The organism is Rhizobium sp. USDA 4016 (assembly GCF_056279705.1).
The window spans coordinates 461,873-485,000 of the sequence record NZ_JBWCCY010000004.1; the positions used below are offsets into that span (position 1 = coordinate 461,873).

A 23,128-nucleotide genomic window follows, 5' to 3' on the forward strand; every position below is an offset into this window, starting at 1 on the left:
TTGGCGCGTGGGAAGCGTCGGTGGTATTTTGTTTTCATCAGGGAGGAAAAAGATGAAAATTCTGAGGGCCATGCTTGGCATGACGGCGGCAGTTGCCGTTTCGCTTCTCGCAAACGGCGCATCCGCGCAGACCTATCCAGAGCGCACTATCACCATGGTCGTTCCTTTCTCGGCCGGCGGCCCGACCGATACGGTTGCCCGCCTCGTTGCCGAATCCATGTCGAAGGACCTCGGCCAGCAGATCGTCGTCGAAAATGTCGGCGGTGCGGGCGGTACGCTCGGCGCGGGACGGGTGGCTTCAGCCAGCCCGGATGGCTACACCATCCTGCTGCACCACATCGGCATGGCCACCAGCGCTACGCTTTACCGCAAGCTCGCCTATGACACGCTCGGCGCCTTCGAATATGTCGGTCTCGTCACCGAAGTTCCGATGACGATCGTTGCCCGCAAGGATTTCGAACCGGCCGACCTCAAGAGCCTTATTGAATATGTGAAGGCCAACAAGGACAGCGTGACGGTCGCGAACGCCGGCATCGGCGCAGCCTCGCATCTTTGCGGCATGATGTTCATGAGCGCTATCCAGACGCCGTTGACGACTGTTCCCTACAAGGGCACCGGCCCGGCGATGACCGATCTTCTCGGCGGCCAGGTCGACGTCATGTGCGACCAGACGACCAACACGACGAAGCAGATCAAGGGCGGCACGATCAAGGCTTACGCCGTGACCTCGCCGAAGCGCCTCGACGTCATGAAGGATATCCCGACGGCGGTCGAAGCCGGTCTGCCCGGTTTTGAAGTCGGCATCTGGCACGGCATCTACACGCCGAAGGGCACTCCGGCAGAGGTCAACGAGCGCCTGTCGAAGTCGCTGCAAGTTGCGCTGAAGGACCAGAACGTCGCGGCTCGCTTTGCAGAACTGGGCACGGCGCCATCGCCGGAGGCCGACGCTACGCCTGCTGCGCTGAAGGCGAAGCTTGAAAGCGAAATCGCCCGCTGGAAGCCGGTGATCGACGCTGCCGGCGAATATGCGGATTGAGGTGTAGTGCCTCTGGCCCCTCACCCTAACCCTCTCCCCACTGGGGGGAGGGAATTCTGGCATCATCTCCCCGGCCGGGGAGAGCGTGGCCGCAGCCGGATGAGGGAAAACCACTTGCGCTGAGGAAACCATCTCCAACCCACGGAGACACCATGAAATCGGTTAGTTTCGATACCACCAATGTGATCTGCGGCGCGCTGCTTGTCGCGACCGGCGCATTTTTCGCCATCCAATCCTACAGTCTCGACCTGGGGACCACGCTTCGCATGGGGCCGGGCTACTTCCCGCTGCTTCTTTCAGCGGTGCTGATCATTCTCGGCGCGGTCGTCTTTGTTCAAGCGATCCGCGTGCAGGGCGAGCCGATGGGGCCGCTTGCCTGGCGTGGCATGCTGTTCATCCTGCCTGCGCCGATCTTTTTTGGGCTGACGGTTCGGGGGCTGGGATTTGTGCCTTCGATCTTCCTGACCGCTTTCATTGCTTGCTTCGCCTCGCATCGGATGACGGTGCTCCACGCGATTCTGCTCTCGGTTCTGCTGACGGCCTTTTCCGTTGGCGTGTTCAGCTACGGTCTCGGATTGCCGTTCGAGCGTTTTGGCCCCTGGGTCCGGTTCTAGGAGGCCGCGATGGAACTTTTCAGCAATCTGGCACTCGGTTTCGCGACGGCAGCAACGCCTGCCAACCTTTTCTTCTGTCTGATCGGCGTTCTGCTCGGTACGCTGATCGGCGTACTGCCCGGCATTGGCGCCACGGCGACAATCGCCATGCTTTTGCCGATCACTTTCCAGCTTGAGCCGGTGTCTTCGCTCATCATGCTCGCCGGCATCTACTACGGCGCGCAGTACGGCGGTTCGACGACGGCGATCCTGATCAACATGCCGGGCGAATCCTCTTCGGCGGTGACGGCCATCGACGGCTACCAAATGGCGCGGCGCGGCAGGGCAGGGGCGGCGCTTGCGATCGCCGCACTCGGTTCCTTCTTCGCCGGAACGGTCTCGACCTTCCTCGTCGCGATCTTCGCGCCGCCGCTGACCGATATCGCCCTGCGCTTCGGTGCTGCGGAATATTTCTCGCTGATGGTCGTCGGCCTGGTGTCGTCGATCGCGCTCGCCCATGGTTCCGTGGTCAAGGCGCTGGCGATGGTCGTGCTCGGGCTGCTGCTTGGACTCGTCGGAACGGATATCTATACAGGCACCCCACGCTTCACGCTCGGCATCCGCGAATATGCGGATGGCTTGAATTTCGTGGCACTTGCCGTCGGGGTCTTCGGTATCGCCGAAATTCTGCGCAACCTGGAAGGAGAAAAGACCCGGACGGTGCTGGTAGCAAAGGTCTCCGGGCTGCTGCCGTCACGCGAAGAATTCAAGGAGATGATCGCGCCGGTGCTTCGCGGCACGGCGATCGGCTCGGCTCTCGGCATCCTGCCGGGCGGAGGTGCGATCCTCGCGTCCTTTGCCTCCTACACTGTTGAAAAGCGCATCTCGAACAAGCCGAAGGAATTCGGCCAGGGTGCCGTTGCCGGCGTCGCAGGCCCGGAGTCGGCGAACAATGCTGGTGCGCAGACCTCGTTCATTCCGCTTCTCACCCTTGGCATTCCGGCCAATCCGGTGATGGCGCTGATGATCGGCGCGATGATCATTCAGGGGATCGTGCCAGGGCCGAACGTTGCGACCGAGCAGCCGGCGCTCTTCTGGGGCATCATCGCCTCGATGTGGATCGGCAATCTGATGCTCGTCGTCCTGAACCTGCCGCTGATCGGGCTCTGGGTGAAGCTGCTGACAGTGCCGTATTACGTGCTCTTCCCGATCATCATGGCCTTCTGCTCGATCGGGGTCTACAGCGTCAATTCCAACGTCTACGATCTCTATTCCGTCGCCTTCTTCGGCTTTATCGGCTACTTGCTTGCCAAGCTCAGATGCGAGCCGGCACCGCTGCTGCTCGGTTTCGTGCTGGGTCCGCTGCTCGAAGAAAACCTGCGGCGGGCGATGATCCTTTCGCGCGGCGATCCGACGACCTTCGTCACGCGGCCGATCAGCGCGATCCTTCTTGCGATCGCCGCGGCAGTCCTCATCGTCGTCTTCCTGCCGAGCGTGAAGAAGAAGCGCGAAGAGGTCTTCGTCGAGGAGGGTTGAACTTCGCCGCTCTTTGTTGAACAAAGGATAACCTGACGCGGGCGCCGTTTTGGCGCCCGTTTCGTATGACAGGACATCCGGGCCCATGAACATCCCCGTGCGGATCAAGGACGATCTGGCTTTTCTCATAGCGCTGCGCCGTGACCTGCACGCCCATCCCGAGCTTGGCTTCGAGGAGGAGCGCACGAGCGGCATCGTGGCGGAGCTGCTTGAGGAGGCGGGCATCAAGGTGCATCGCGGACTTGGCGGCACGGGCGTCGTCGGCACGCTGCAGGCCGGCAGCGGCACGCGAGTGATCGGGCTTCGTGCGGATATGGATGCGCTGGCGATGCCGGAGATTGCCGAGCGGTCGTATAAATCGACCGTGGCCGGCAAGATGCATGCCTGCGGGCATGACGGTCATACCGCCATGCTGCTCGGCGCGGCACGTCATCTGGCGGCGGTCAAGGGCTTTTCGGGCACCGTGCATTTCATCTTCCAGCCGGCAGAGGAAGGGCGAGGCGGCGCGAGGCGGATGGTGGAAGAGGGGCTCTTCGAGCTCTTTCCCTGCGATGCCGTCTACGGCCTGCACAATATGCCGGGACTTGCCGTCGACGAGATTGCAGTGGTCGAAGGGCCGCAGCTTGCTTCTTCCGATAGCTGGCGCATAACCTTTCGCGGGACGGGCACGCATGGCGCAAAACCGCATCTCGGGCGCGACCCAATCACCGCCGCGGGCACCTTCCTAGCCTCGCTGCAGACGATCGTCGGCCGCGTCGTCGATCCGCTGCAGCCCGCCGTCGTGAGCGCCTGTTCGCTGCAGGCGGGTGACCCGAAGGCGCTCAACGTCATCCCGGACACGGTCGAGGTCGGCGGGACGGCGCGGGCCTATTGCGCCAACGTGCGCGATCAGCTCGAAGCGGAAATCGGTCGCCTCGCGCAGGGCGCGGCGGCGATGTACGGCATTGCCGTGGATTATCAATTCGAGCGGCGCATTCCGCCGGTCGTCAACGATGCCAATGCAACGCAACAGGCCCTGGCTGCTGCACGGGCGGTGTTGGGGGAGAAGGTGCGCACCAGTTTTCCGCCTTCGACGGCCGGCGATGACTTTGCGTTCTTCGCACAGAATGCGCCGGGCTGCTACGTGTGGCTCGGCAATGGCCCTGCCGTCGACGGTGCCCTGCACCATAATACCGCCTATGACTTCAACGATGCGGCGATCGGCTATGGCGTGGCTTATTGGGTGAAGCTGGTGGAGCAGGCGTTGACGTCCCCGGCATAAGAGCTCGCGGCCTTCTCCTCCATCCGCCTGCCGGAACCTTCTTTTCCGAGGGGAGAAGGGGCTCGCGGCGATGCCCCAACCTTCCTCTTCTCGTCAGCGGCATAACTTCGCCCGAAGGTCTGACGGGGGAGCGGCAAGCTCCCCCGTCAACTACAAAATCTCCAGCACCGGGCTTTCCAGCACCTTTCCCGTCACGACATCCGCAATCCCTCGATCCGTTTGATGCGGGCCTGTGTTGCAGGCGAGTGTCGCGCCGAAGCAGGCCTTGAAGACAAGGTAGGGCGGTTGCCAGTCGACGATCTTTTCCATTGCCTTGCGAATATTGCGGAAGGCGGAGGCGGTGTCCTTCAGCGAAATTTCGGTGACGAGGCCGGAAAGCGGCAGGGGCAGCAACGCTTCTATCTGACCATCCCTGGCAACGGCCATGCCGCCGCCGGCCGCGATGACGGCGTTCGCAGCGAGCGCCATGTCGCGTGCATTGCCGCCGAAGACGGTGAGATTATGGCTGTCATGCGATACCGTGGTGCAGAAGGCGCCGCGCCATTTTCCCCAGCCCTTCAGGAAGCCGGTACGCGGGCGGCCATCCGCCCTGCCGTGACGATGGGCGACGGCAATCATGGCGCAGTCCGGCGGCGGAACGACGAAACCGTCCTTAACCTCGGCATCGGCTTTGCCCCATTGCGTAAAGCGCGGCCGGTCGATCGTGGCGATGCGGACGCGATTGCCCTTCGACGGCACTTTGAAGTCGTCCTCGGTTAGCGGCGAAAGCTTGACGGAATTGGTAAGCGGCGCGGAGTCGAGCGAATGGACCGGCGACGTAAGCTTGCCGTTCTGCGCGGTCACGTGGCCATTGGCGATGACCGTGCGGGCTTTGAAGTCCTGCAGGTCTTCGAAGAGGACGATATCTGCGCGTCGTCCGGCGGCAATCAGGCCGAGGTCGTTGCGTTTCAGGCGTTCGGCGGCGTTGAACGTCGCAGCGCGGAGTGCCCATTCCGGCTTCATGCCATAGCGGACCAGACGCCGGATGACGTCGTCGAGGGCACCATCCCTTTCGAGTTCATCCGGAAAGACGTCGTCGGTGCAAAGCGTCACAGTTGGCGGCATATGGCCGATGCCGTTCAGCGTCTGGACGAATTCCTCAAGGAGGTGATCATGCGAGCCGCGGAGCTCGATCGTCATTCCGGCGGTAAGCTTCGAGAGAAGGTCGGCGCCGGAGGTCAGCTCGTGATCGGAGGTGACGCCGGCCGCCATGAAGGCGTTGAGATCGGCGCCTTCCAGCCCGCGAGCGTGGCCGCAGACGAGCTTGCCCGAGGCGAGCCCCGCTTGAACGATGGCGTTCATGCGCGGATCGCCGTCGATGACGCCGCGCATGTTCATGACTTCGGCAACGCCGCCGAGCGCCGGCAAGCGCAGCATTCCGGCAATGACCGAAGCGTCAAAGTCGGCGCCTGCCATTTCCAGGCCGGGTGCCGAAGGAACGCAAGACGGGGCGACGAGGATCATGTGCAAAGGCAGAGCGTGGGAAGCCTCGATCGCCCAGCGCACGCCGTCAAGGCCGTGCACATTGGCGAATTCGTGCGGATCCCACAGGATCGTCGTCACGCCGCGCGGCAGGACGGCCGCGGTATATTCGGCAGGCGTCACCATCGAGCTTTCGATATGCATGTGCGTATCGATCAGGCCGGGCGTGACGAACGTGCCGCCGGCATCGATGCGTTCGGTCGCGTCGGTGCGGGTGCCCGGCGCATGCACGCTGGCGATCAGTGCGCCGACGAGGCCGATATCCGCATCGCGGAAGCGGCCGGTGACCACGTCGAGTAGTTTGCCGCTGGTGATCAGCGCGTCGAACGGGGCAGCACCCCTTGCGGCGGCAACGGCGCGGGCGCGCAGCGACGGATCATTGATGTCTGCGGGTTCCCGCCCAAGCTGTGCGTTCATGTGCGTGCCTCGTTGACCAGGGCTGCGAGGATGATGGTGCGCGCCGTCTCGGCGTCGATATCGGCGGCGAACTGGGCGTTAAACGTGGCATGCGTGTCGCGCGTCTCGACCACCGTGCGGCCGCGGGTCAACCGGCCCCCCAGCTCGACATCGATACGGGCGGGATGAAACTTCACAGCATCCGGCGCCACGAAGGCCACGGCGGCGCACGGATCGTAGATCGCCATGGCGGGGCGGCCGCGGCTGGTGCCGATGCGGATGTAACCGGCAAACATGTCGGCCAGCAGTTCGGCCCTCGTGCCGCCCGCGCTGCGCACGGGTTCAGCGTCTTCCGGTCTGGCGAGCACTTTGCGGCAGAGGTCGAGATCGACCATGCGCAGCGGCATGCCATGGGCGAGGACGATCGCTAGCGCTTCGGGATCGGCAAAAGCGTTGAATTCCGCCGAGGCCGTATGATTGCCGGCAGTGACGCTGCCGCCCATCCAGGTGAGTTCGGTGATGCGGGCAGCAAGATCCGGACGCGCGAGCGCCACCGCCGCGATATTCGTCAGCGGGCCAAGCGCCAGGATACGGCGCGGACCGTCAGCCTCAAGCCAGCGGCAAAGAGCAGTGAAGGCGCCGCTCATTGCAAGCGCCGCCGCTGCGGGCAGGCCTCTTCCGATCGTCGGGATGCCGGTATCGCCGAGGATCGCCTGGGCGGTCTCGAACTTGCCCAGGACTGGTTGGCCGCGGCCGGTATGAATGGGGAATGTCCAGCCGAAGGTTTGCATGGCACCAGCGGAGTTTGCCTGCACCTGAGTGAGCGGCGTGTTGCCGAAGACGAGCGAGACGCCGTCAATCTCGAGCTCAGACTGATCAACCACCAGAATGGCGGCGATGTCGTCAAAGCCCATATCGGTATCGATCCAAACGCCCATGATGTCACCCGAACCGCGTAAGAGTTGCAGCCGCCTCAAGCGGTAGGTCGAAGGAAAGTGCCGCGCCGATTTCGTGCGGTGGCAGGCTTGCATCCACCTCGGCCTTGATCGGCCCGAGCGGCGTATCAAGCAGATATTCGCGCGTGTTGCCGGCAAAGGAGGTGCCGCGCACGGCGCCCTGGAAAGGACCGGAACCAAGCGCGACCGAGCTGGGCCGCCAGGCCAGCCCTGCTGCCTGCGGAGCGGGAAGGGAAAGTTCAATGGCGCCGTTCGGCGTGACAAGCCTGCCGTTCTGCAGCTTGAAGACATTCTCGAAGCCGACGAAATCGGCAACGAAGGCGGAGACCGGTTTGTTGTAGATCTCTTCCGGCGTGCCGATCTGCTCTATGCCGCCGTTCAGCATGACCACGATACGGTCGGCAAGGGCCAAGGCCTCCGCCTGGTCGTGGGTGACGAAGATCATCGTAACGCCGGTCTCCTTCTGCACGCGCTGCAGTTCTGCCCGCATTTCGAGGCGCAGGCGCGCGTCGAGGTTGGAGAGCGGCTCGTCAAGCAGCAGCACCTTCGGCTCCATGACCATGGAACGGGCAAGCGCCACGCGCTGCTGCTGGCCGCCGGAGAGTTCTGCGGGTTTGCGTGAGGCGAAACTGGAGAGGCCGACTGACTTGATGCCGGCGTTGACACGGGTATCGAGCGTCTGTCCGTTGATACCCTTGAGGCGGAGGCCGAAGGCGACGTTCTCATAGACCGTCAGGTGCGGGAAGAGCGCGTAGGACTGGAAGACGAGGCCGACGGCGCGTTTGTTGGCCGAAACGCGCGTGATGTCGGCGCCATCGAGATTGATGCGGCCGGAGGCGGGCGCGAGCAGACCTGCAATGGAGCGCATCGTCGTCGTCTTGCCGCAGCCTGAAGGGCCGAGCAGGGCGACGAGTTCGCCCTTGGCGATCGACAGGTCGAGATCCTTCACGGCGACCGTATCGCCGTAGGCCAGCGTCAGCTTGTCGAGTTGAAGATAGGTATCAGACATAACGAGACAGTCCCAGGAAGCGTTCGGCGAGGAAGACGATGCCGATGGAAAGGAAGGCGAGCAGCGAGGAGAGCGCGGCGATCGAGGGGTCGTAAGTGGTTTCCATGTAGCCCAGCATATCGATTGGCAGCGTGCGGACGCCGGGGCCGGACAGGAAAAGCGAGACCGGCACCTGGTTGAAGCTGGTGACGAAGCCGAGGATGAAGGCGGCAAGAATGCCGCCGCGGATATTCGGCATCACGACACGGAAGAAGGCGCCGAGGCGCGACGAGCCGAGCAGCACGGCGGCTTCCTCGATGTCTGAGCGCAAATTATTGAGGCTTGCGGAGACGACGCGCACGGCATAGGGCAGGACGAGCGCCGTGTGGGCGAAGAAGAGCGCCAGCGTGATGTTGAAGCCGAAGGGCACGACGAGGTAACGCAACAATGCGAGGCCGACGATGATGCCCGGGACGATGATCGGCAGCGAGACAACGGTTCGGACCGTTTCACCGAAGGGCAGCCAATAGCGCGACAGAGCGTAGGCGGCCGGAATGCCGAGCACGAGGGCGGCGAGCGTTCCGAAGACTGCAAGGAACATCGACATCGAAAAGCTGTCGCGGAAGCTCTCGATGGTGAAGACCTTGATCACCCAGCGAAGCGAGAGGCCTTGCGGCGGAAAGGCGAGCGTATCCCCGGCCGAAAGCGATGCGGCGATGATGATCAGAAATGGCCCGATCAGGAACGCCAGCACGAGGAAAAGCACGATCGGTGAGAACAGACGGGCGGTCATCGCTTGTTCCTTGCAGTTGCCAGGCGCTTCAGCAGAATGTTCGCGGCGAAGCTCATAACGATCAGCATGAAGGCGATGACGCTTGCGGAAACGAAGTTATTGGCGACGGAGACCTGCTGGTAGAGCAGTGTTTCGAGCATCAGCACCTTGGAACCGCCAAGCACGGCGGGCGTGATATAGGCCGTCAGCGAGCCGGTGAAGACGAGCGTGCCGCCGACGACGAGGCCTTCGCGGGTGAGCGGCAGGATGACCTTCCAGAAAACCTGGAACCAGTTGGCGCCGAGGACGCGGGCCGCCGGGATCGCATCCTTCGGCATATTTTCGAGCGCGCTGATCAGCGAAAGGATCATCAGAGGCAAGAAGAGCTGCAGCAGGCCGATGAACACGGCCGTTTCAGTAAAGAGAAGGCGTAGTGGTCCGTCGCTGAGGCCCATGCCGGTCAGCGCCTGGTTGACGATGCCGGTGCGGCCGAGGATGACGATCCAGGCATAGGTACGGGCAACGGGCGAGATCATCAGCGGCAGGGTAACGAGGCCGATCATCCGGCCCTTGCCCTTGGGCGGCAGGTTGACGATGGCGAAAGCTGCGGCATAGCCGATGATCGCCGAAACGGCCGTCACCTCAAGACCTAGCTTGAAGGTGCGGATGAAGACGGTGCGGTTCAGCGTCCCGGAGAAGAAGTCACCATAGGCGGAAAGCGTCCAGGCGCCTTCCAGGCGAAAGCCTTCCGAAAGCAGGATGGCGACGGGCAGCAGAAAAACCACCGCGGCAAAGACCGCTGCGGGCAGGGCGAGCGCCAGGGCTTCTGCTCGGTTCTGAAACATGATGCGCCTTTCGGAACGGCGGCGGAATGGGTGGTCCCGGCAAGCCGGAACCGGGTGTCATGGGCGCTTTACTGGCCGACCTTGTCGTTCCATTCCTTGAGCCATGCGTCGCGATTGTCGAGCGCTGCTGCGGACGGAATGAGCTTGAGGCTCTTGGCTGTGTCCTCGCCGTAAGTGAGGTTGTTGGCGGCGGCCTCGGAAACCTTCACGTCCTTGTTTGCGGGACTATCGATCAGCTTTTCGGCGAGTTTCGTCTGGATGTCGGTCGAGAGCCAGAAATCCATGAACTGCAGCGCCAGATCCTGATTCTTCGAGCCTTTGGTGACGACCATGACATTCATACCGCCGGTCTGGCCTTCCTTCGGTGTCGCCCAGGCGACCGGAAGGTCGAGCTTGGTGAAGCCCGCCCAGGAGAAACGGCCGATCGGGGCCGCCCAGATTTCCTCCTGCTGCATGAGCTGTATCAGCTGCGAAGACTTCTCGTAGAAGGTGACGATGTCATCCTTCTTTTCGCCGACGGCTTCGATCGCTCCCTTGAGGTCGGGCGTATCCTTGCCGAGCGCGAGGCCGAGCATATAGAGCGCCGGCGGCCCCTGGTTGGTGGTCACGTTCGGAAAGGCGACGTGGCCGACATATTCCGGCTTGAGGAGATCGGCCCAGGACTCGATCTTCATCTTGTCCGAGCGGTAGGCGATAGACGTGGCATAGAACGTGTAGCCGACGCTCATGCCGTCGCCGTTCGGGTCCTTGGCGAGATCGTAGAGCTTGCCGAAGTTGGTAAGCTTGGACGGATCGATCTTTTCCACCAGGCCCTTGCGGGAGGCCGACAGCGCATCCGCCATCGAGACGACAGCCATGTCGACAACCGGGTTTGCCTTGTTCGCCTCCATCTTGGCGAGGCGTTCGACGCTGTTGCCCGTCTCGACGACGAGCTTGCAACCACATTGCTTTTCGAAGGGATCATAGACCAGCGTCTTGAAGTCGTCCTGCGCAAAGGCATAGACGGAAATAGTCAGAGTGCGATCCTGCGCCACGGCGCCGAGCGGGATAAGCGCGAGCAGCGCTGTCGATGCGATGAGGGATGTCTTCATGTCATGAGTTCTCCATCTGCAGGTTTTCTTGAACCGGCTTCGCCGGCCCGGATGATTGGCGAATGATCAGTTGCATGGGCACGCGATCATTCTTAGCGGTCACGAGTGCGCCCTCCCGGGTGCGGCCTGTGTTTATGCTGTTAAGCAAGGCCGATACGGCGATCTCGGCAATGGCGTCCATGTCCATCTTCACCGTGGTAAGTGCGGGTGTCACGACCGCAGACCAGATGAGGTCGTCAAAACCGGTGACGCTGGCCTCTGCAGGCACATCGATGCCGTCGCGCTGCAGCTCCGTGAGCACCCGCAGCGCCTGAAGATCGGACAGGGCGGCAAAGGCGCTGAAGCCCTCCTCGACCTTTCTTGCAAGGCCGAGCGGGCAGCCGCTGCCGGCCTGATGTTCAAGCTTTTCGATCCAGAGCGTTTCGGCGCTCATGCCCGCACAAAGACCCGAACGGATGCCACCCGCCCGATCGTTCTGCACGTTCGATTCCGGATTGTTGCCGATGATGAGGATTCGCTTGTGGCCGAGATCAGCAAGGTGAGCGGCAATCAGTTCGCCACCCTGCCAATGATCGGCTGCAACCGTGTTGCCGGGGGTTGATGCGGTGTCGATGACCGCAACTGGGCAGCTTGCCGCCGATATGCGCGTTGCGCGGCGGGGCACGATCACCATACCGTCGACGCCTCGTTCGACCAGCCGGTTGATTGCTTCGGTCTGCGCCGAGACATTGCCGCGCGAGTCGGCGATCAGTACGCCGTAACCGGCAGAGGCGGCGGCGAATTCGATCGCCTGCGCAATCTTGGGAAAGAGGGGATTTGCGATGTCGGGAAGAACGAGGCCGAGCACGCCGCTTCGGCCGGTGCGAAGCGCCCGACCCGCCTGGCTTGGAACATATCCGAGCTCCGCGGCATGTTCCCTGATCTTTCCGACGAGCTGCTCCGAGACGCGCCCCTTGCCCGAAAGCGCGTTCGACACCGTTGCGACCGACACGCCTAGCGACGTCGCAATCCTGCTGAGGTTCGGTCCCGGGCGCAGCTGAGCCATGGTTTCATAATGCGTTTGATTAATCGTTTAATCACGCGTACCTGAAGCGCAGCGGCTTGTCGAATCCATTTTGTCGGATAGTGCGTGTTGCACACGGGATTTTTCGAGAAGCAATAAAAAAGCCCCGTTGCCGGGGCTTTTGTCATTCATAGAAATGGCTTTTTCAGCTCTTTGTGGGGCCTTTTGCCACGGTGGCGGAGACAGAGTTGACCTTGCCGCCCGGGGCATAGCCGCCGCCGATGGCGACGTTGAGGGAGACGTAGTCCTTGGCCATCTGCTGCACGGCCGCCGCCAGGCTCGCCTGGGCCAGCGACACCTGGCGCTGGGCGTCGAGCACGTCGAGCAGCGAGGAGGCGCCGTCCTTGTAGCTTGCCGTCGACAGTTCCAGCGATTCCTGCGTCGTCTTGACCTGGGCGCGCAGCGCTTCCACCGTCTGGGCGTCGCGGCGCACCGCCGACAGCGCGTTCTCCACCTCCTCGACGGCGTTGAGCACCGCTGCCTTCCAGGCGAGATAGGCGGTCTTGGCGTCCGACTTGGCAATGTCGACATTGGCGCGCAGGCGGCCGCCGTCGAAGATCGGCAGGTTGAGCGTCGGGCCGAAGGACCAGGTGGTCAGGCCGCCGCCGCGGCCACTGGCCGGGTTGACCCAGGTCGGCGAGATCGAGCCGGACAGCGCGATCGACGGATAAAGCTGCGATTGGGCGACGCCGATATTGGCGGTCGCCGCTGCCAGATTGCGCTCGGCCACGCGGATGTCGGGACGGTTGCGGATCAGGTCGGCCGGGATGCCGGAGATGATGCCGGCACGGTAGACCGGCTGGGCGGCCCCCCTCTGCAGTTCGGCCATCAGCGAGGAGGCCGGCAGGCCGAGCAGCGTGGCGATGTGATGCGCCGAGACGCGGAAGTTGGTTTCCAGACCGGGGATTTCGGCCTGCGTCGACTGCACCAGGCCCTCGGCCTGGACGACGTCGAGCCTGGAGGCGGCCCCGGCTTCCAGCTGGAACTTGGTGAGGTCGAAGGTCTCCCGGCGCGATTGCAGGTTGGCCTTCGACAGCGCAATGCGCTCCTGGTAGAAGCGGGCGTCGATATAGGTCGAGACGAGATCCTGCAGGAAGGCAAGCCGGGCCACGTCGGCGCTGGCATAGGCCGAATCGAGCGAGGCAAGCGCGCTTTCCTTGGAGCGGCGGTACTGGCCGAAGAGATCGAGCAGCCAGGAGACATTGGCCTCGCCGCCAGTGGTGTTGGTAGCACCCACCCGGGTGCGCTCCGAGCCCATCTGGCCCGACACCGTGTGCGAGGCGCCGACCACCAGGCTCGGCAGCGAACCGGCCCCGGCGACCGTCACATTCGAGGACGCCGAATTGATGCGCTCCATCGCCTGCAGCACGTCGAGGTTCTGGTCGATGCCGCGCGCCACCAGACTGTCGAGCTGCCTGTCGCGATAGGCCGACCACCAGGCCACCGTCGCAACATCACCGATATTCTTGGTGCTGCCCTCACCGAATTTCGCCGGCAGCGGCATCTCCGGAGGCGTGTGGTCCGGTCCGCTCACGCAGCCCGCCAGCAACAGCAATAGTGCCGGTGTAGCAAAACGAAGAGATATCATTCATTTCTTCCTGTAACTCGACCAAGTCTAAATTCTTGCCAAAAGCATCATGCTTTGCCTTCGGCCGCGCTTCGTCCCAACGAGGTACACCATGCCGAAGCAGTCCGCGGGCAATGTATCAACGAGTCATTCATTCTGGCAGTGCATTTTTATCACACTCACGCCACAATTTTCTTGCGGCGGGAGAATACGCGTCGGATGACGACGAAGAAGGACGGCACGAAGAAAATCCCGAGCGCAGTCGCCGCGAGCATGCCGCCGAGGACACCGATGCCGATTGCGTTCTGGGCTGCGGAGCCCGCGCCGGTGGCGACGGCAAGAGGCACGACGCCCAGAATGAAGGCAAGTGATGTCATGATGATCGGGCGCAAACGCAGCCTTGCCGCTTCCAAAGTCGCCTCGAAGAGCCCCATTCCGGTCTCCATCCGGTCCTTGGCGAATTCGACGATCAGAATCGCGTTCTTCGCTGCGAGACCGATCGTCGTCAGAAGACCGACCTTGAAGTAGACGTCGTTCGCTTGTCCGAAGAGGGTCGCAGCCATAAGCGCGCCGAGCACGCCGACAGGCACCGCCATGATCACCGAGAACGGAATCGACCAGCTTTCGTAGAGTGCGGCGAGGCAAAGGAAGACGACGAGCACCGAAATTGCATAAAGCATCGGCGCCTGCGAACCCGAGAGCCGCTCCTGATAGGAAATGCCCTGCCAGGCGACCGTATAGCCGCCGCCGAGCTGTGCAGTCAGGGCCTCCATCTCGTTCATGGCGTCGCCGGAGCTGACGCCCGGTGCCGAAGCGCCCTCGAGCGGGATCGCGCTGACCGCGTTGAAGCGGGCGAGCGTCGGGGCACCCTTGACCCATTCCGTCGTGGTGAAGGCGGAGAAGGGAACCATTTCGCCGGAAGAGTTGCGGGCATACCAGTGGTCGAGGTCAGTCGGCTGCATTCGGAAGGGCGCATCGCCCTGCACGTAGACCGGCTTGATCTCGCCGTTCAGCGTGAAGTCATTGACGTCGCGGCCGGTGAAGATGACAGAGAGCATTGCATTGACCGCAGATATATCGACGCCCATGGCGCCGATCTTCTCCTGGTCGATGACGATCCGCATCTGCGGCTCGACCTCCTTGTTGTTATTGCGGAGGGCGACCACCTTGCCGCTGGCATTGGCCATCTGGATCAGCCGCTTGGAGGCGGTGTCGAGCGCAGCTGTGCCGTGTCCGCCGGTATCGACGAGGTACATCGAGAAGCCGCTGGACACGCCGAGACCCTGTATCGCCGGCGGAAGCAATGCGAAGACCTGCGCTTCGCGGAAGGTGAAGAAGGTCTTGAGCGCCCGCGTCACGATCGCCTGCGCGTGCTGATTGGGATCGGTACGAAGCGAGAAGTCCTTGAGCTTGGTGAAGACGATCGCGCTGTTCTGGCCGGAGCCGTTGAAGCTGAAGCCAAGGGCGCCGAAAACCGACTCGACGGAGTCCTTCTCGTTTTCGCGATAGTATTTTTCGACCTTCTCGACGACGGCCTGGGTCTGTTGCGTGGTCGATCCGGGCGGCGTGGTGACGATCGTCAGCAGAACGCCCTGATCTTCCTGCGGCAGGAACGAGCTCGGCAGGCGCGTGAACAGATAGGCGCAACCGACGCCGACGAGCAGGAACACCAGCATGACCCGGATCGGACGCTTCAACAGATAGCTGATGGTGCGGACGTAGCCATTGGTCGAGCGCGTGAAGTTGCGGTTGAACCAGTCGCCGACGCGGTGCTTCCTGTGTTCGCCGACCGGTTTCAGCATGCTCGCGCAGAGTGCCGGCGTCAGCACGATGGCGACGAGGGCCGAAAGCAGCATGGCCGAAACGATGGTGATCGAGAACTGACGGTAGATGATGCCGGTCGAACCGCCGAAAAAGGCCATCGGAATGAAGACGGCGGTCAGAACCAGCGCGATGCCGACGATGGCGCCGGTGATTTCGCCCATCGACTTCTCGGTCGCCTCAAGCGGCGATAGCTTTTCCTCCGACATGATGCGCTCGACGTTCTCGACAACGACGATAGCGTCGTCGACGAGGAGGCCGATTGCGAGAACCATGGCGAACATGGTTAGCGTGTTGATCGAATATCCGGTTGCCGCGAGAATGCCGAAGGTTCCAAGCAGCACCACCGGCACGGCGATGGTCGGGATCAGCGTCGCGCGCAGGTTCTGCAGGAAGACAAGAAGAACCACGAAGACGAGAACGATCGCTTCGATGAGGGTATGGACGACCTTCTCGATCGACAGCTCGACGAAGGGCGTCGTGTCGTAAGGATAGGTGATCTCCACGCCTTCCGGCAGGCCGCGTCCGATCGTGTCGAGCGCCGAGCGAACGCGCTCCGCGGTATCGATGGCGTTGGCGCCGATCGCGAGGTTGACGGCAAAGCCGCTCGAGGGCTGACCATTGTAGCGCGAAGAGCCGCCGTAGCTTTCCTGGCCGATTTCGATGCGCGAGACGTCGCTGAGGCGGACCGTCGAGCCGTCCTTTTCCACTTTCAGAATGATCCGCTCGAAGTCCGCGACCGTCGTCAGCTGGCTCTGCGCGGTGATCGTGACGTTCAGCTGCTGGCCTTCGACGAGCGGCTGTGCGCCGAGCGAGCCAACGGAGACCTGGGTGTTCTGGGCCTCGATAGCCGAGGTTACGTCGCTTGGCGTCAGCTGATACTTCTGCAGCTTGAAGGGATCGAGCCAGACGCGCATGGCGTAACCCGAACCGAATATATTGATGCTGCCGACGCCTTCGAGACGCTGGATCTGATCTTCGATCTGATTAGACAGGATGTTGCCGAGGTCGACGGAATTCCGCTTGCCGTCGGTCGAAACCAGCGAGCCGACCAAAAGGATACTGGAGGTCGATCGCGTGACGCTGATGCCGGCATCGATGACGTCATCGGGAAGCTGCGATTGAACGAGCTGCAGCTTGTTCTGGACCTGCACCTGCGCGATGTCCGGGTCGACGCTTGTTCCGAACGTCAGCGAGATGCTCGCCGAACCGGTCGACGAGGTCGAAGTCATGTAGGTGAGGTCATCAAGGCCGGTCATGCCGTCTTCGATGATCGTCGTCACCGATTTCTCGACGGTTTCAGCGCTCGCGCCGCGATAGGTGGCGTTGATACGCACCGTGGTGGGTGCGATGTCCGGATACTGCGAGATCGACAGAGTGAAGATGCCGAGCAAGCCTGCGAGCATGATGGAAATCGCAATGACCCAGGCAAAAATCGGGCGTCGGATGAAAAACTTGGCCATCAAATTATTCCTGTGCGGCTTGGATCAATGTTAGAGGCGGGCGCGTCCTACTGCGCGGCCGGCTTCTGGGCGTCACCGGCTGCTGCCTGCTCGGCAGCCACGACCACACCGCTTTCATTGATCTTCATGGGGACGGGCGTGACCGGCATGCCGGGCGCGATCGACTGCAGACCGCTGACGATCAGCTGATCGCCATCCTTCACGCCGTCGGTCACGAGCCAGGAATTGTTGGAGGGCGAGGCGTTTTCGAAGACACGTGCCTCGACTTTGCCATCAGCGGAGATGAACTGCGCCGTCAGACGCCCGGTCGCGTCGCGGCTGGTGGCGAGTTGCGGCAGCGCATAGCCGACCTCGGCGCCAAGTTCGACGGTTGCGCGCACATACATGCCCGGCAAAATGACCAGATCCGGATTCGGGAAGAGCACGCGGATGATGAAGGTGCCGGTCGTCTCGCTGACGATCTGCTTCGACATATCCAGCTTGCCCTTCTGGGCGTATTCCTTGCCGTTTTCCAGGATGAGCCGGAATGCGACATCGGCGCCTTCACCCCGAACGGTGCCAGATGCCAAGGCATCACGGAGCCTGAGGAGATTGGTGCTCGATTCGGTCAGCGAAACATAGATCGGGTCAAGCTGGCGGATCGTCGTCAGCGCCGTTGTCTGATTGGCGGCCACCACGTTGCCCACGTTGTAGGCCGTCTCGTCGATGACGCCGTCGAACGGCGCGACGATCTTCGTGTGGTCGAGATCGATTTGCGCGGAGGCAAGGGTGGCCTTGGCCGATTCGACCTCAGCGTGAGCCTGGAGAAGGGTGGTCTTTGCCGTTTCGAATTCGATCTGTGTCGCGCCGCTGCCGACGAGGCGCTGGTAGCGGTCGAAATTACTCTGCGCGCTCGGCACGCTGGCTTCGGCCTTGGCGATTGCCGCCTTGGCCTGTTCGACGGTTGCAACATAAGGCGCGTCTTCGATCTGATAGAGGAGGTCGCCCTTTTTCACCTCGCTGCCTTCTCTGAAGGCGATTTCACGGATGATGCCGCTGACCTGCGGACGGATATCGGCCGTCTGATAGGCCTCGGCCCGGCCAGGAAGGATCGTCGTGACCGGGAACGTGTCCTTCTTCAGCGCCATGACACCGACCGGGGCTGCCTGCTGAGCAGCCGCTCCAGGCGCACCTGCGCCGCCGGCCTGGTTGTTGCTGTCGCTGCAGGCAGTAAGCAATCCGCCCAGCACCAAAACTGAAGAGATGATGAAGCCACGCCGTATCATGCTGAATTCCCTTGCGGTTGGCATTTGCGGATCGGATCACCAGCCCCGGCGACGGAGCGCTGCATCCATAAGGAGCGTGATTAGCGGGATTCAAATACCCTTCGATCCGAACTTAAGAAAAGATTTACGAAGTGACGTAATTCAATGATCGTCACTTAGCAAGCGCTATTTTGCAGTGCAGTATCTACAAAACAGACGATCTCCTCAGCCCTGTGCACGAGTGTATCCTTATCGTCACGGGCGATCAGCACGGGGTGCAGCACCGATGCAAGGACATCGGCAACGGTATGAGCGGCGCGGCGCGGATCGGAACATTTATAATGATCTGCGCTAACCCCCTCGCGGATGATTTCTTCGAGTTGCTGCTCGATTCGCTCGCGGTAGCGATTACCCGCTTCGAGCTTCGCCTGAACTGTCGTCAGCACCATTTCGAAGATGTAGGGATTTTCCTGAATGTCCTTGAGGTGGCTATCGAGAAGCCGAAGCACGAAACGCAGCAGTTGCTCTTTCGGCGGGAGGTTTCGCTCGAAAGAGCCAAAGCGCTCGGTGGCGTTGCCGAGATGCCGTTCGGCAATGGCATCGACGAGCGCCACTTTCGAATGAAAATGCTTGAAGACATTGGCCGGCGACATGCCGAGGGAGGAGGCGATGTCGGCGATCGATACGGCGACGAAACCGCGCTGGCGAAACAGCAATTCGGCCATCGACAGAATGTCTTCCCGCGTTTCCTCGGCTTTGCGCCGCGGCCTTCGTGCCATTCGTTCCCAAGCCGGCCTTCCGACCGGCACCCCTTCCTTGCACATGCTAACGCCTTCCGGCGAAATCCCGCAAGCGCACAGGCGGCTTTCGGGTGGTTCGTTTCGGATTTTTAAGGGAAATAGCGCGCAAGGTTGCTTCGCACACGAGCAACCGGGGTTTCGCCGCTGTCATCAGGCACGAAAGACTGGGCGGTAATCGCCTCATAGGCCTTGATGTAAACCTTCGATGTCTGCTCGACCAATTCGACCGGGATCTCGGGGATCTCGTCCTTGTACGGGTCGCAACGCTCGGCGACCCAGGCACGGACGAAGTCCTTGTCGAAGCTTGCGGGGCGCGTGCCGACTTCGAAGGCCTGCTGATAGCTGTCCGCGAGCCAGTAACGGCTGCTGTCCGGCGTGTGGATTTCGTCGGCGAGAATAATATTGCCGTCCTTGTCGGTTCCGAATTCGTATTTGGTGTCGACAAGGATGAGGCCGCGTTTTGCAGCCATTTCCTGGCCGCGTGCGAAAAGCGCGAGCGCGTATCTCGAAAGCGTTGCCCACTGTTTCGCTGTGAGCAACCCGCGGCTGACGATCTCGTCAGGCGTCAGCGGCTCGTCATGGCCGCCGTCGAATTCCTTGCTGGTCGGCGTGATCACCGGCTCGGGCAGGCGCTGGTTGTCGCGCATGCCGTCCGGCAGGCGCATGCCGTACATTTCGCGCTCGCCCTTCTTATAAAGAGTGAGGATCGACGTGCCGGTGGTGCCGGCGAGATAGCCCCGGACGACGACCTCGACGGGCAGAATGTCGAGCCGCTTGCCGATGACCACATTCGGGTCCGGATAGGCAATGACGTGGTTCGGGCAGATATCCTTGGTTGCTTCGAACCAGTAGCGTGCCGTCTGCGTCAGCACCTGGCCCTTATATGGGATGCAGGTCAGGATGCGGTCGAAAGCGCTGAGGCGGTCGGTGCTGATGATGATGCGGCTGCCATCCGGAAGGTCGTAATTCTCGCGCACCTTGCCGCGGTAATAGTTCGGCAGTTCGGGGAAATGGGCTTCGGAAAGAATTCGCACGGGCTCGATAGTCCTTTGTCGCGGGGTTTCACCTTGCTCTAGTTCCATTGCAGGGGATGTCAAGCAAATGGCTTTCAAAGCCAGATCAGGGCGACCAGAAGAACGGTCAGAAAATAGGAAGCAAACGCCAGCGGACTGCCGGCGCGCAAGAAGTCGGAGACGCGGTAGCTGCCGATGCTCATCGCCAGCGTATTGTTGTGGTGGCCGAACGGCGTCAGGAAATCGAGCGATGCGCCGGCGGCAACGGCAATCAGATAGGCGGCCGGGGCTTGGTGTGCCGCTTCCGCGAATTCCAGCGCAACGGGACTGAGCACAATTGCCACTGTCGCGTTGTTGACGAAAGGCGTAAGCGCCATGGCGATGAAGAGCAGGAGTGCGATGCCGGCAAGCGGCATGGATATCGGCACGAGCAGGCTCAGCCAATCGGCGACCAGCTGGGCCGTGCCTGTTGCGGCAACAGCCGAGCCGATCGGGATCATCGCGGCCAGCATGATGATGATCGGCCAGTTTATGTCCGCCATGGCCTGGCGGATGTTGAGATAGCCCATCAGCGCAAGAACGAGCACGACAGCCGCAAATGCGATCTCCGGGCGGATCGGCCCGACAGCGGAAAGCGTCACGCCAGCAGCGAAGATCAGGAAGGGCTGCCACGCATTCGACGTCGCCTCGTCTGCAGGCTGGGAGGCGAGCGGCAGGCATTCGCATTCCTCAAGCGCTTCAGCGACCGCCTCGCGTGGGCCTTCGAGCAGGAGGATATCGCCGATCGAGAGCTGCAAATCCTCGAAGCGGCCTTCGATCCGTGGTGACCGCATGGAGAGAGCGGCAACCCTGACGCTCCGGCTCTTAAAAACCTCCAACGAGCGGATTCGCGAGCCGACCAGCGTGCTCTCCGGCATGACGACGGCCTCGATGCGGGTGAAATCCGCCTGCAGCCCGTTCGGATGAGCTTCTGGAAGAAGCGCAGCCGAGGCGGCGAGACCGGCAAAAACTGCATCGGCGCCTTCGGCAAGCAAGCTATCGCCTGCCTCGATCGTCGACTGATCGAGCGGGCCAAAGACGAACCGGCCGTTGCGGATCAATGCGTGCGGCTGGATTTCAAAGAGGCTGGAGCAATCGAGAAGGCGTACGCCGGCGAGCGGCGAACCCTCAGGAATGCGCCGTTCCGTCACGATGCGCCGTCGGGCTGGCGCCGCAGCGGCAGGTTGGTCGTCCGTTTCGGGAAATAGGTGCGGAACGAGAGCGGCCATCAGCAGAATTCCGGCGATGGCGACAGGAAGGCCGACATAGGCGAAATCGAAAAAATGAAAGCCGGAGCCCGTTGCCTTGGCCAATGCATCGCTGACAAGCAGATTGGCCGGCGTTCCGATCAGCGAGACGAGACCGCCGAGAAGTGCCGCGAAGGAAATCGGCATGACGAGCTGGCGCCGGGGGATATCTATGACGCTGCTGATGCGCAGCGTTGCAGGCAGCATGATCGCGAAGGCGCCGATATTGTTCATGAAGATCGAGATGAGCCCGGTGACCGCCGAAAGACTGGCGATGACCGTGAAGCCGGACAGTCCGGCGGCTGCAAAACGTGCGGCGAGGCTGTCAAAGAGTTTCGCGCGGGCGAGCACCTGGACGATCAGTAGAATCTCGACCACGGTGATGACGACGGGACTCGCGAAGCCGGCAAAGACCTGATCGGCTGGATAAAGTCGGAGCAGATACCCGGCAAGCAGGCCCACAATCGCCACGACCTCGATGCGGATACGGTTCAGGGAGAACAGAACGAGCATTGCCGAGAGAAGGATCAGCAGGGATGCTTGCTCGAACGTCATGGGCGGGCTCGCGTTTCAACCGTCAGCGGAATGTAGTCATCCGGACAGGGCTGTATAGGGAGGGCGCGCGGAAAGATCGAACAATCCTCATATTGTGCGAGGTCAGGCAGTGGGCGCGCGCCAACGGCCTTCTGCCGTCCTTTCGAGTATCGGTGTCGCGAAGACACCAACGGTGCGGTCGGGCCATTGGGCGCCTTCAGCGGCGAGCTTTTCCTTCCAGCGTTCGGATTGCAGCATCGCCGCGGCGACGACGACAGGCTCGATATCGCAGGCCATCATCAATTGCAGGCCCGCGGCGATGGAACTGCCGCTAGAAATGACATCGTCGATCAGCGCGACACGGCGGCCCCGAAGCAGCGGCAGCATGCGCGGGTCTAAATAAAGACGCTTCTTCTGTTGCGGCGTGGTGATCGACGACAGGGCTACGGAAAGGTCGTTGCGGTACCAGAATTTCCGGGAGGTGCCCAAGGGCACGTAGCGCGCGTGTCCGAGCTTCTGGGCGACTGCTGCAGCAAGCGTCAACCCGAGCGTCGGCAGGCCTGCGACGATATCGATGTCAAAGTGCCTGATCGTTGCCGCCAGTTGCCCGGCAAGCGCATCGAGCACGGCGAAGCTCGCCTGGTTGACGATCAGCGAGGCGAGCGCGTGGTCGCTGTCGGCAAGCACCCGGATTGGCAGACGAAGCTGGCGGCGGTCCTGCAGTTCCGCGACATAGAACGAGGTAAAATCGCCATCTGCCGGAAAGCTGCCCGGGGGATGGAGCTCCTGCCAGAACTCATGCGGCGCGATATCGTCGTTCTGCATCAATTCCGCCCGGTCCTTTCCATGCCCGTCCGCCGCTTCAGGTCGCGTAGCTCCGCTTCTGTCAGTGCGCGCACCGAGCCCTTCGGCAGCTCTCCAAGCTTAAGCCCGCCGATTGCAACCCGCACCAGCCGCAGGCACTCCGCGCCGGTGGCTTCGAGCATGCGGCGGATCTGCCGGTTACGACCCTCGTCAAGTTCCACCTCGATCCAGGAGTTGCGGCCGCCGCTTCGCAGGAGCCGTGCGGCCGTCGCTGTCAGCACTTCGCCGTCGTGCCGGATCCCGTATGTCATTTCGGCCAGCGATTCCGCATCCATGATGCGGTTGACTTGCACATGATAGGTCTTGGTCACATGGGTGATCGGATCGAGCAGGGCCTGCGCGAACTCGGTATCGTTGGTAAACAGCAGCAGGCCTTCGCTTGCCTTGTCGAGCCGGCCGACCGGTGAAAGATGCGGAATGTCGAATTCCTTGAGACAGTCATAGACCGTCGGACGCTCTTCCGGATCGTGCCGGGTCG

General features: G+C 62.1%; 19 protein-coding genes (1 of these 19 only partly in view). 4 read left to right on the forward strand and 15 right to left on the reverse strand.

Annotated features, from left to right (window positions below; genetic code table 11):
• Positions 1-52 precede the first annotated feature (52 nt).
• The 4 genes from ACZ9DP_RS17475 to ACZ9DP_RS17490 all read left to right on the forward strand — a co-directional run bounded on the left by ACZ9DP_RS17475 (position 53) and on the right by ACZ9DP_RS17490 (position 4,426).
• Entirely contained in the window at positions 53-1,036 is a 984-nt protein-coding gene (locus ACZ9DP_RS17475) for a tripartite tricarboxylate transporter substrate-binding protein (RefSeq protein WP_476203036.1), read from the forward strand.
• A 152-nt stretch (positions 1,037-1,188) separates the two neighbouring features.
• The gene (locus ACZ9DP_RS17480) at positions 1,189-1,650 is read left to right on the forward strand and encodes a tripartite tricarboxylate transporter TctB family protein (RefSeq protein ID WP_022715709.1); all 462 of its coding nucleotides are present in this window, start codon (positions 1,189-1,191) and stop codon (positions 1,648-1,650) included.
• Between the two features lie 9 nt (positions 1,651-1,659).
• On the forward strand, positions 1,660-3,165 hold the full coding sequence (locus ACZ9DP_RS17485) for a tripartite tricarboxylate transporter permease (RefSeq protein ID WP_194728111.1): 1,506 nt from the start codon (positions 1,660-1,662) through the stop codon (positions 3,163-3,165).
• An 85-nt stretch (positions 3,166-3,250) separates the two neighbouring features.
• Positions 3,251-4,426, forward strand: a complete 1,176-nt coding sequence (locus tag ACZ9DP_RS17490) for a M20 aminoacylase family protein (protein ID WP_476203037.1) — start codon at positions 3,251-3,253, stop codon at positions 4,424-4,426.
• Between the two features lie 150 nt (positions 4,427-4,576).
• Here ACZ9DP_RS17490 and ACZ9DP_RS17495 read toward each other — a convergent pair whose 3' ends face one another.
• From ACZ9DP_RS17495 to ACZ9DP_RS17565, 15 genes are all read right to left on the reverse strand, one after another.
• Positions 4,577-6,364, reverse strand: coding sequence for an adenine deaminase (locus ACZ9DP_RS17495; RefSeq protein ID WP_476203038.1), 1,788 nt, complete (start codon positions 6,362-6,364; stop codon positions 4,577-4,579).
• Entirely contained in the window at positions 6,361-7,281 is a 921-nt protein-coding gene (locus ACZ9DP_RS17500) for a nucleoside hydrolase (protein ID WP_476203039.1), read from the reverse strand. Before ACZ9DP_RS17500 ends, ACZ9DP_RS17495 begins: the two co-directional genes overlap by 4 nt.
• A 4-nt stretch (positions 7,282-7,285) precedes the next feature.
• Positions 7,286-8,308, reverse strand: a complete 1,023-nt coding sequence (locus ACZ9DP_RS17505) for an ABC transporter ATP-binding protein (RefSeq protein ID WP_476203040.1) — start codon at positions 8,306-8,308, stop codon at positions 7,286-7,288.
• Positions 8,301-9,080 (reverse strand): ABC transporter permease, encoded by a 780-nt coding sequence (locus ACZ9DP_RS17510; protein ID WP_074069556.1) that lies wholly within the window; start codon positions 9,078-9,080, stop codon positions 8,301-8,303. Before ACZ9DP_RS17510 ends, ACZ9DP_RS17505 begins: the two co-directional genes overlap by 8 nt.
• Entirely contained in the window at positions 9,077-9,904 is an 828-nt protein-coding gene (locus tag ACZ9DP_RS17515; protein ID WP_039845949.1) for an ABC transporter permease, read from the reverse strand. The genes ACZ9DP_RS17510 and ACZ9DP_RS17515 overlap by 4 nt, the downstream gene beginning before the upstream one ends.
• 68 nt (positions 9,905-9,972) lie before the next feature.
• Complete coding sequence (locus ACZ9DP_RS17520; RefSeq protein WP_476203041.1) at positions 9,973-10,995, reverse strand: ABC transporter substrate-binding protein; 1,023 nt, start codon at positions 10,993-10,995, stop codon at positions 9,973-9,975.
• A 1-nt stretch (position 10,996) separates the two neighbouring features.
• On the reverse strand, positions 10,997-12,040 hold the full coding sequence (locus tag ACZ9DP_RS17525) for a LacI family DNA-binding transcriptional regulator (protein ID WP_476203042.1): 1,044 nt from the start codon (positions 12,038-12,040) through the stop codon (positions 10,997-10,999).
• 163 nt (positions 12,041-12,203) lie between these two features.
• Positions 12,204-13,646 (reverse strand): efflux transporter outer membrane subunit, encoded by a 1,443-nt coding sequence (locus tag ACZ9DP_RS17530; protein WP_476203043.1) that lies wholly within the window; start codon positions 13,644-13,646, stop codon positions 12,204-12,206.
• 158 nt (positions 13,647-13,804) lie between these two features.
• On the reverse strand, positions 13,805-16,909 hold the full coding sequence (locus tag ACZ9DP_RS17535; protein ID WP_476203044.1) for an efflux RND transporter permease subunit: 3,105 nt from the start codon (positions 16,907-16,909) through the stop codon (positions 13,805-13,807).
• 47 nt (positions 16,910-16,956) lie between these two features.
• Positions 16,957-18,174: an efflux RND transporter periplasmic adaptor subunit gene (locus tag ACZ9DP_RS17540; RefSeq protein ID WP_476203045.1), complete on the reverse strand. Its 1,218-nt coding sequence runs from the start codon at positions 18,172-18,174 to the stop codon at positions 16,957-16,959.
• Between the two features lie 155 nt (positions 18,175-18,329).
• Positions 18,330-18,932, reverse strand: coding sequence for a TetR family transcriptional regulator (locus ACZ9DP_RS17545; protein WP_476203046.1), 603 nt, complete (start codon positions 18,930-18,932; stop codon positions 18,330-18,332).
• Between the two features lie 110 nt (positions 18,933-19,042).
• The gene (locus tag ACZ9DP_RS17550; RefSeq protein ID WP_476203047.1) at positions 19,043-19,987 is read right to left on the reverse strand and encodes a phosphoribosylaminoimidazolesuccinocarboxamide synthase; all 945 of its coding nucleotides are present in this window, start codon (positions 19,985-19,987) and stop codon (positions 19,043-19,045) included.
• A 74-nt stretch (positions 19,988-20,061) separates the two neighbouring features.
• Positions 20,062-21,807, reverse strand: coding sequence for an SLC13 family permease (locus ACZ9DP_RS17555; protein WP_476203048.1), 1,746 nt, complete (start codon positions 21,805-21,807; stop codon positions 20,062-20,064).
• Between the two features lie 102 nt (positions 21,808-21,909).
• Complete coding sequence (locus ACZ9DP_RS17560; RefSeq protein WP_476205389.1) at positions 21,910-22,596, reverse strand: phosphoribosyltransferase; 687 nt, start codon at positions 22,594-22,596, stop codon at positions 21,910-21,912.
• A gap of 14 nt (positions 22,597-22,610) precedes the next feature.
• On the reverse strand, positions 22,611-23,128 hold the 3' portion of the coding sequence (locus tag ACZ9DP_RS17565; protein WP_476203049.1) for a pseudouridine synthase. It continues 289 nt past the right edge of the window; only the last 518 of its 807 coding nucleotides appear in the window; its start codon lies off the right edge, out of view — the gene reads right to left on this strand; it ends in the stop codon at positions 22,611-22,613.

Bases quoted from the DNA above. Each gene is read 5' to 3' on its own strand.
- ACZ9DP_RS17475 (WP_476203036.1), top strand. From the start codon at position 53: ATGAAAATTCTGAGGGCCATGCTTGGCATGACGGCGGCAGTTGCCGTT.
- ACZ9DP_RS17480 (WP_022715709.1), top strand. From the start codon at position 1,189: ATGAAATCGGTTAGTTTCGATACCACCAATGTGATCTGCGGCGCGCTG.
- ACZ9DP_RS17485 (WP_194728111.1), top strand. From the start codon at position 1,660: ATGGAACTTTTCAGCAATCTGGCACTCGGTTTCGCGACGGCAGCAACG.
- ACZ9DP_RS17490 (WP_476203037.1), top strand. From the start codon at position 3,251: ATGAACATCCCCGTGCGGATCAAGGACGATCTGGCTTTTCTCATAGCG.
- ACZ9DP_RS17495 (WP_476203038.1), bottom strand. From the start codon at position 6,364: ATGAACGCACAGCTTGGGCGGGAACCCGCAGACATCAATGATCCGTCG.
- ACZ9DP_RS17500 (WP_476203039.1), bottom strand. From the start codon at position 7,281: ATGGGCGTTTGGATCGATACCGATATGGGCTTTGACGACATCGCCGCC.
- ACZ9DP_RS17505 (WP_476203040.1), bottom strand. From the start codon at position 8,308: ATGTCTGATACCTATCTTCAACTCGACAAGCTGACGCTGGCCTACGGC.
- ACZ9DP_RS17510 (WP_074069556.1), bottom strand. From the start codon at position 9,080: ATGACCGCCCGTCTGTTCTCACCGATCGTGCTTTTCCTCGTGCTGGCG.
- ACZ9DP_RS17515 (WP_039845949.1), bottom strand. From the start codon at position 9,904: ATGTTTCAGAACCGAGCAGAAGCCCTGGCGCTCGCCCTGCCCGCAGCG.
- ACZ9DP_RS17520 (WP_476203041.1), bottom strand. From the start codon at position 10,995: ATGAAGACATCCCTCATCGCATCGACAGCGCTGCTCGCGCTTATCCCG.
- ACZ9DP_RS17525 (WP_476203042.1), bottom strand. From the start codon at position 12,040: ATGGCTCAGCTGCGCCCGGGACCGAACCTCAGCAGGATTGCGACGTCG.
- ACZ9DP_RS17530 (WP_476203043.1), bottom strand. From the start codon at position 13,646: ATGATATCTCTTCGTTTTGCTACACCGGCACTATTGCTGTTGCTGGCG.
- ACZ9DP_RS17535 (WP_476203044.1), bottom strand. From the start codon at position 16,909: ATGGCCAAGTTTTTCATCCGACGCCCGATTTTTGCCTGGGTCATTGCG.
- ACZ9DP_RS17540 (WP_476203045.1), bottom strand. From the start codon at position 18,174: ATGATACGGCGTGGCTTCATCATCTCTTCAGTTTTGGTGCTGGGCGGA.
- ACZ9DP_RS17545 (WP_476203046.1), bottom strand. From the start codon at position 18,932: ATGGCACGAAGGCCGCGGCGCAAAGCCGAGGAAACGCGGGAAGACATT.
- ACZ9DP_RS17555 (WP_476203048.1), bottom strand. From the start codon at position 21,807: ATGACGTTCGAGCAAGCATCCCTGCTGATCCTTCTCTCGGCAATGCTC.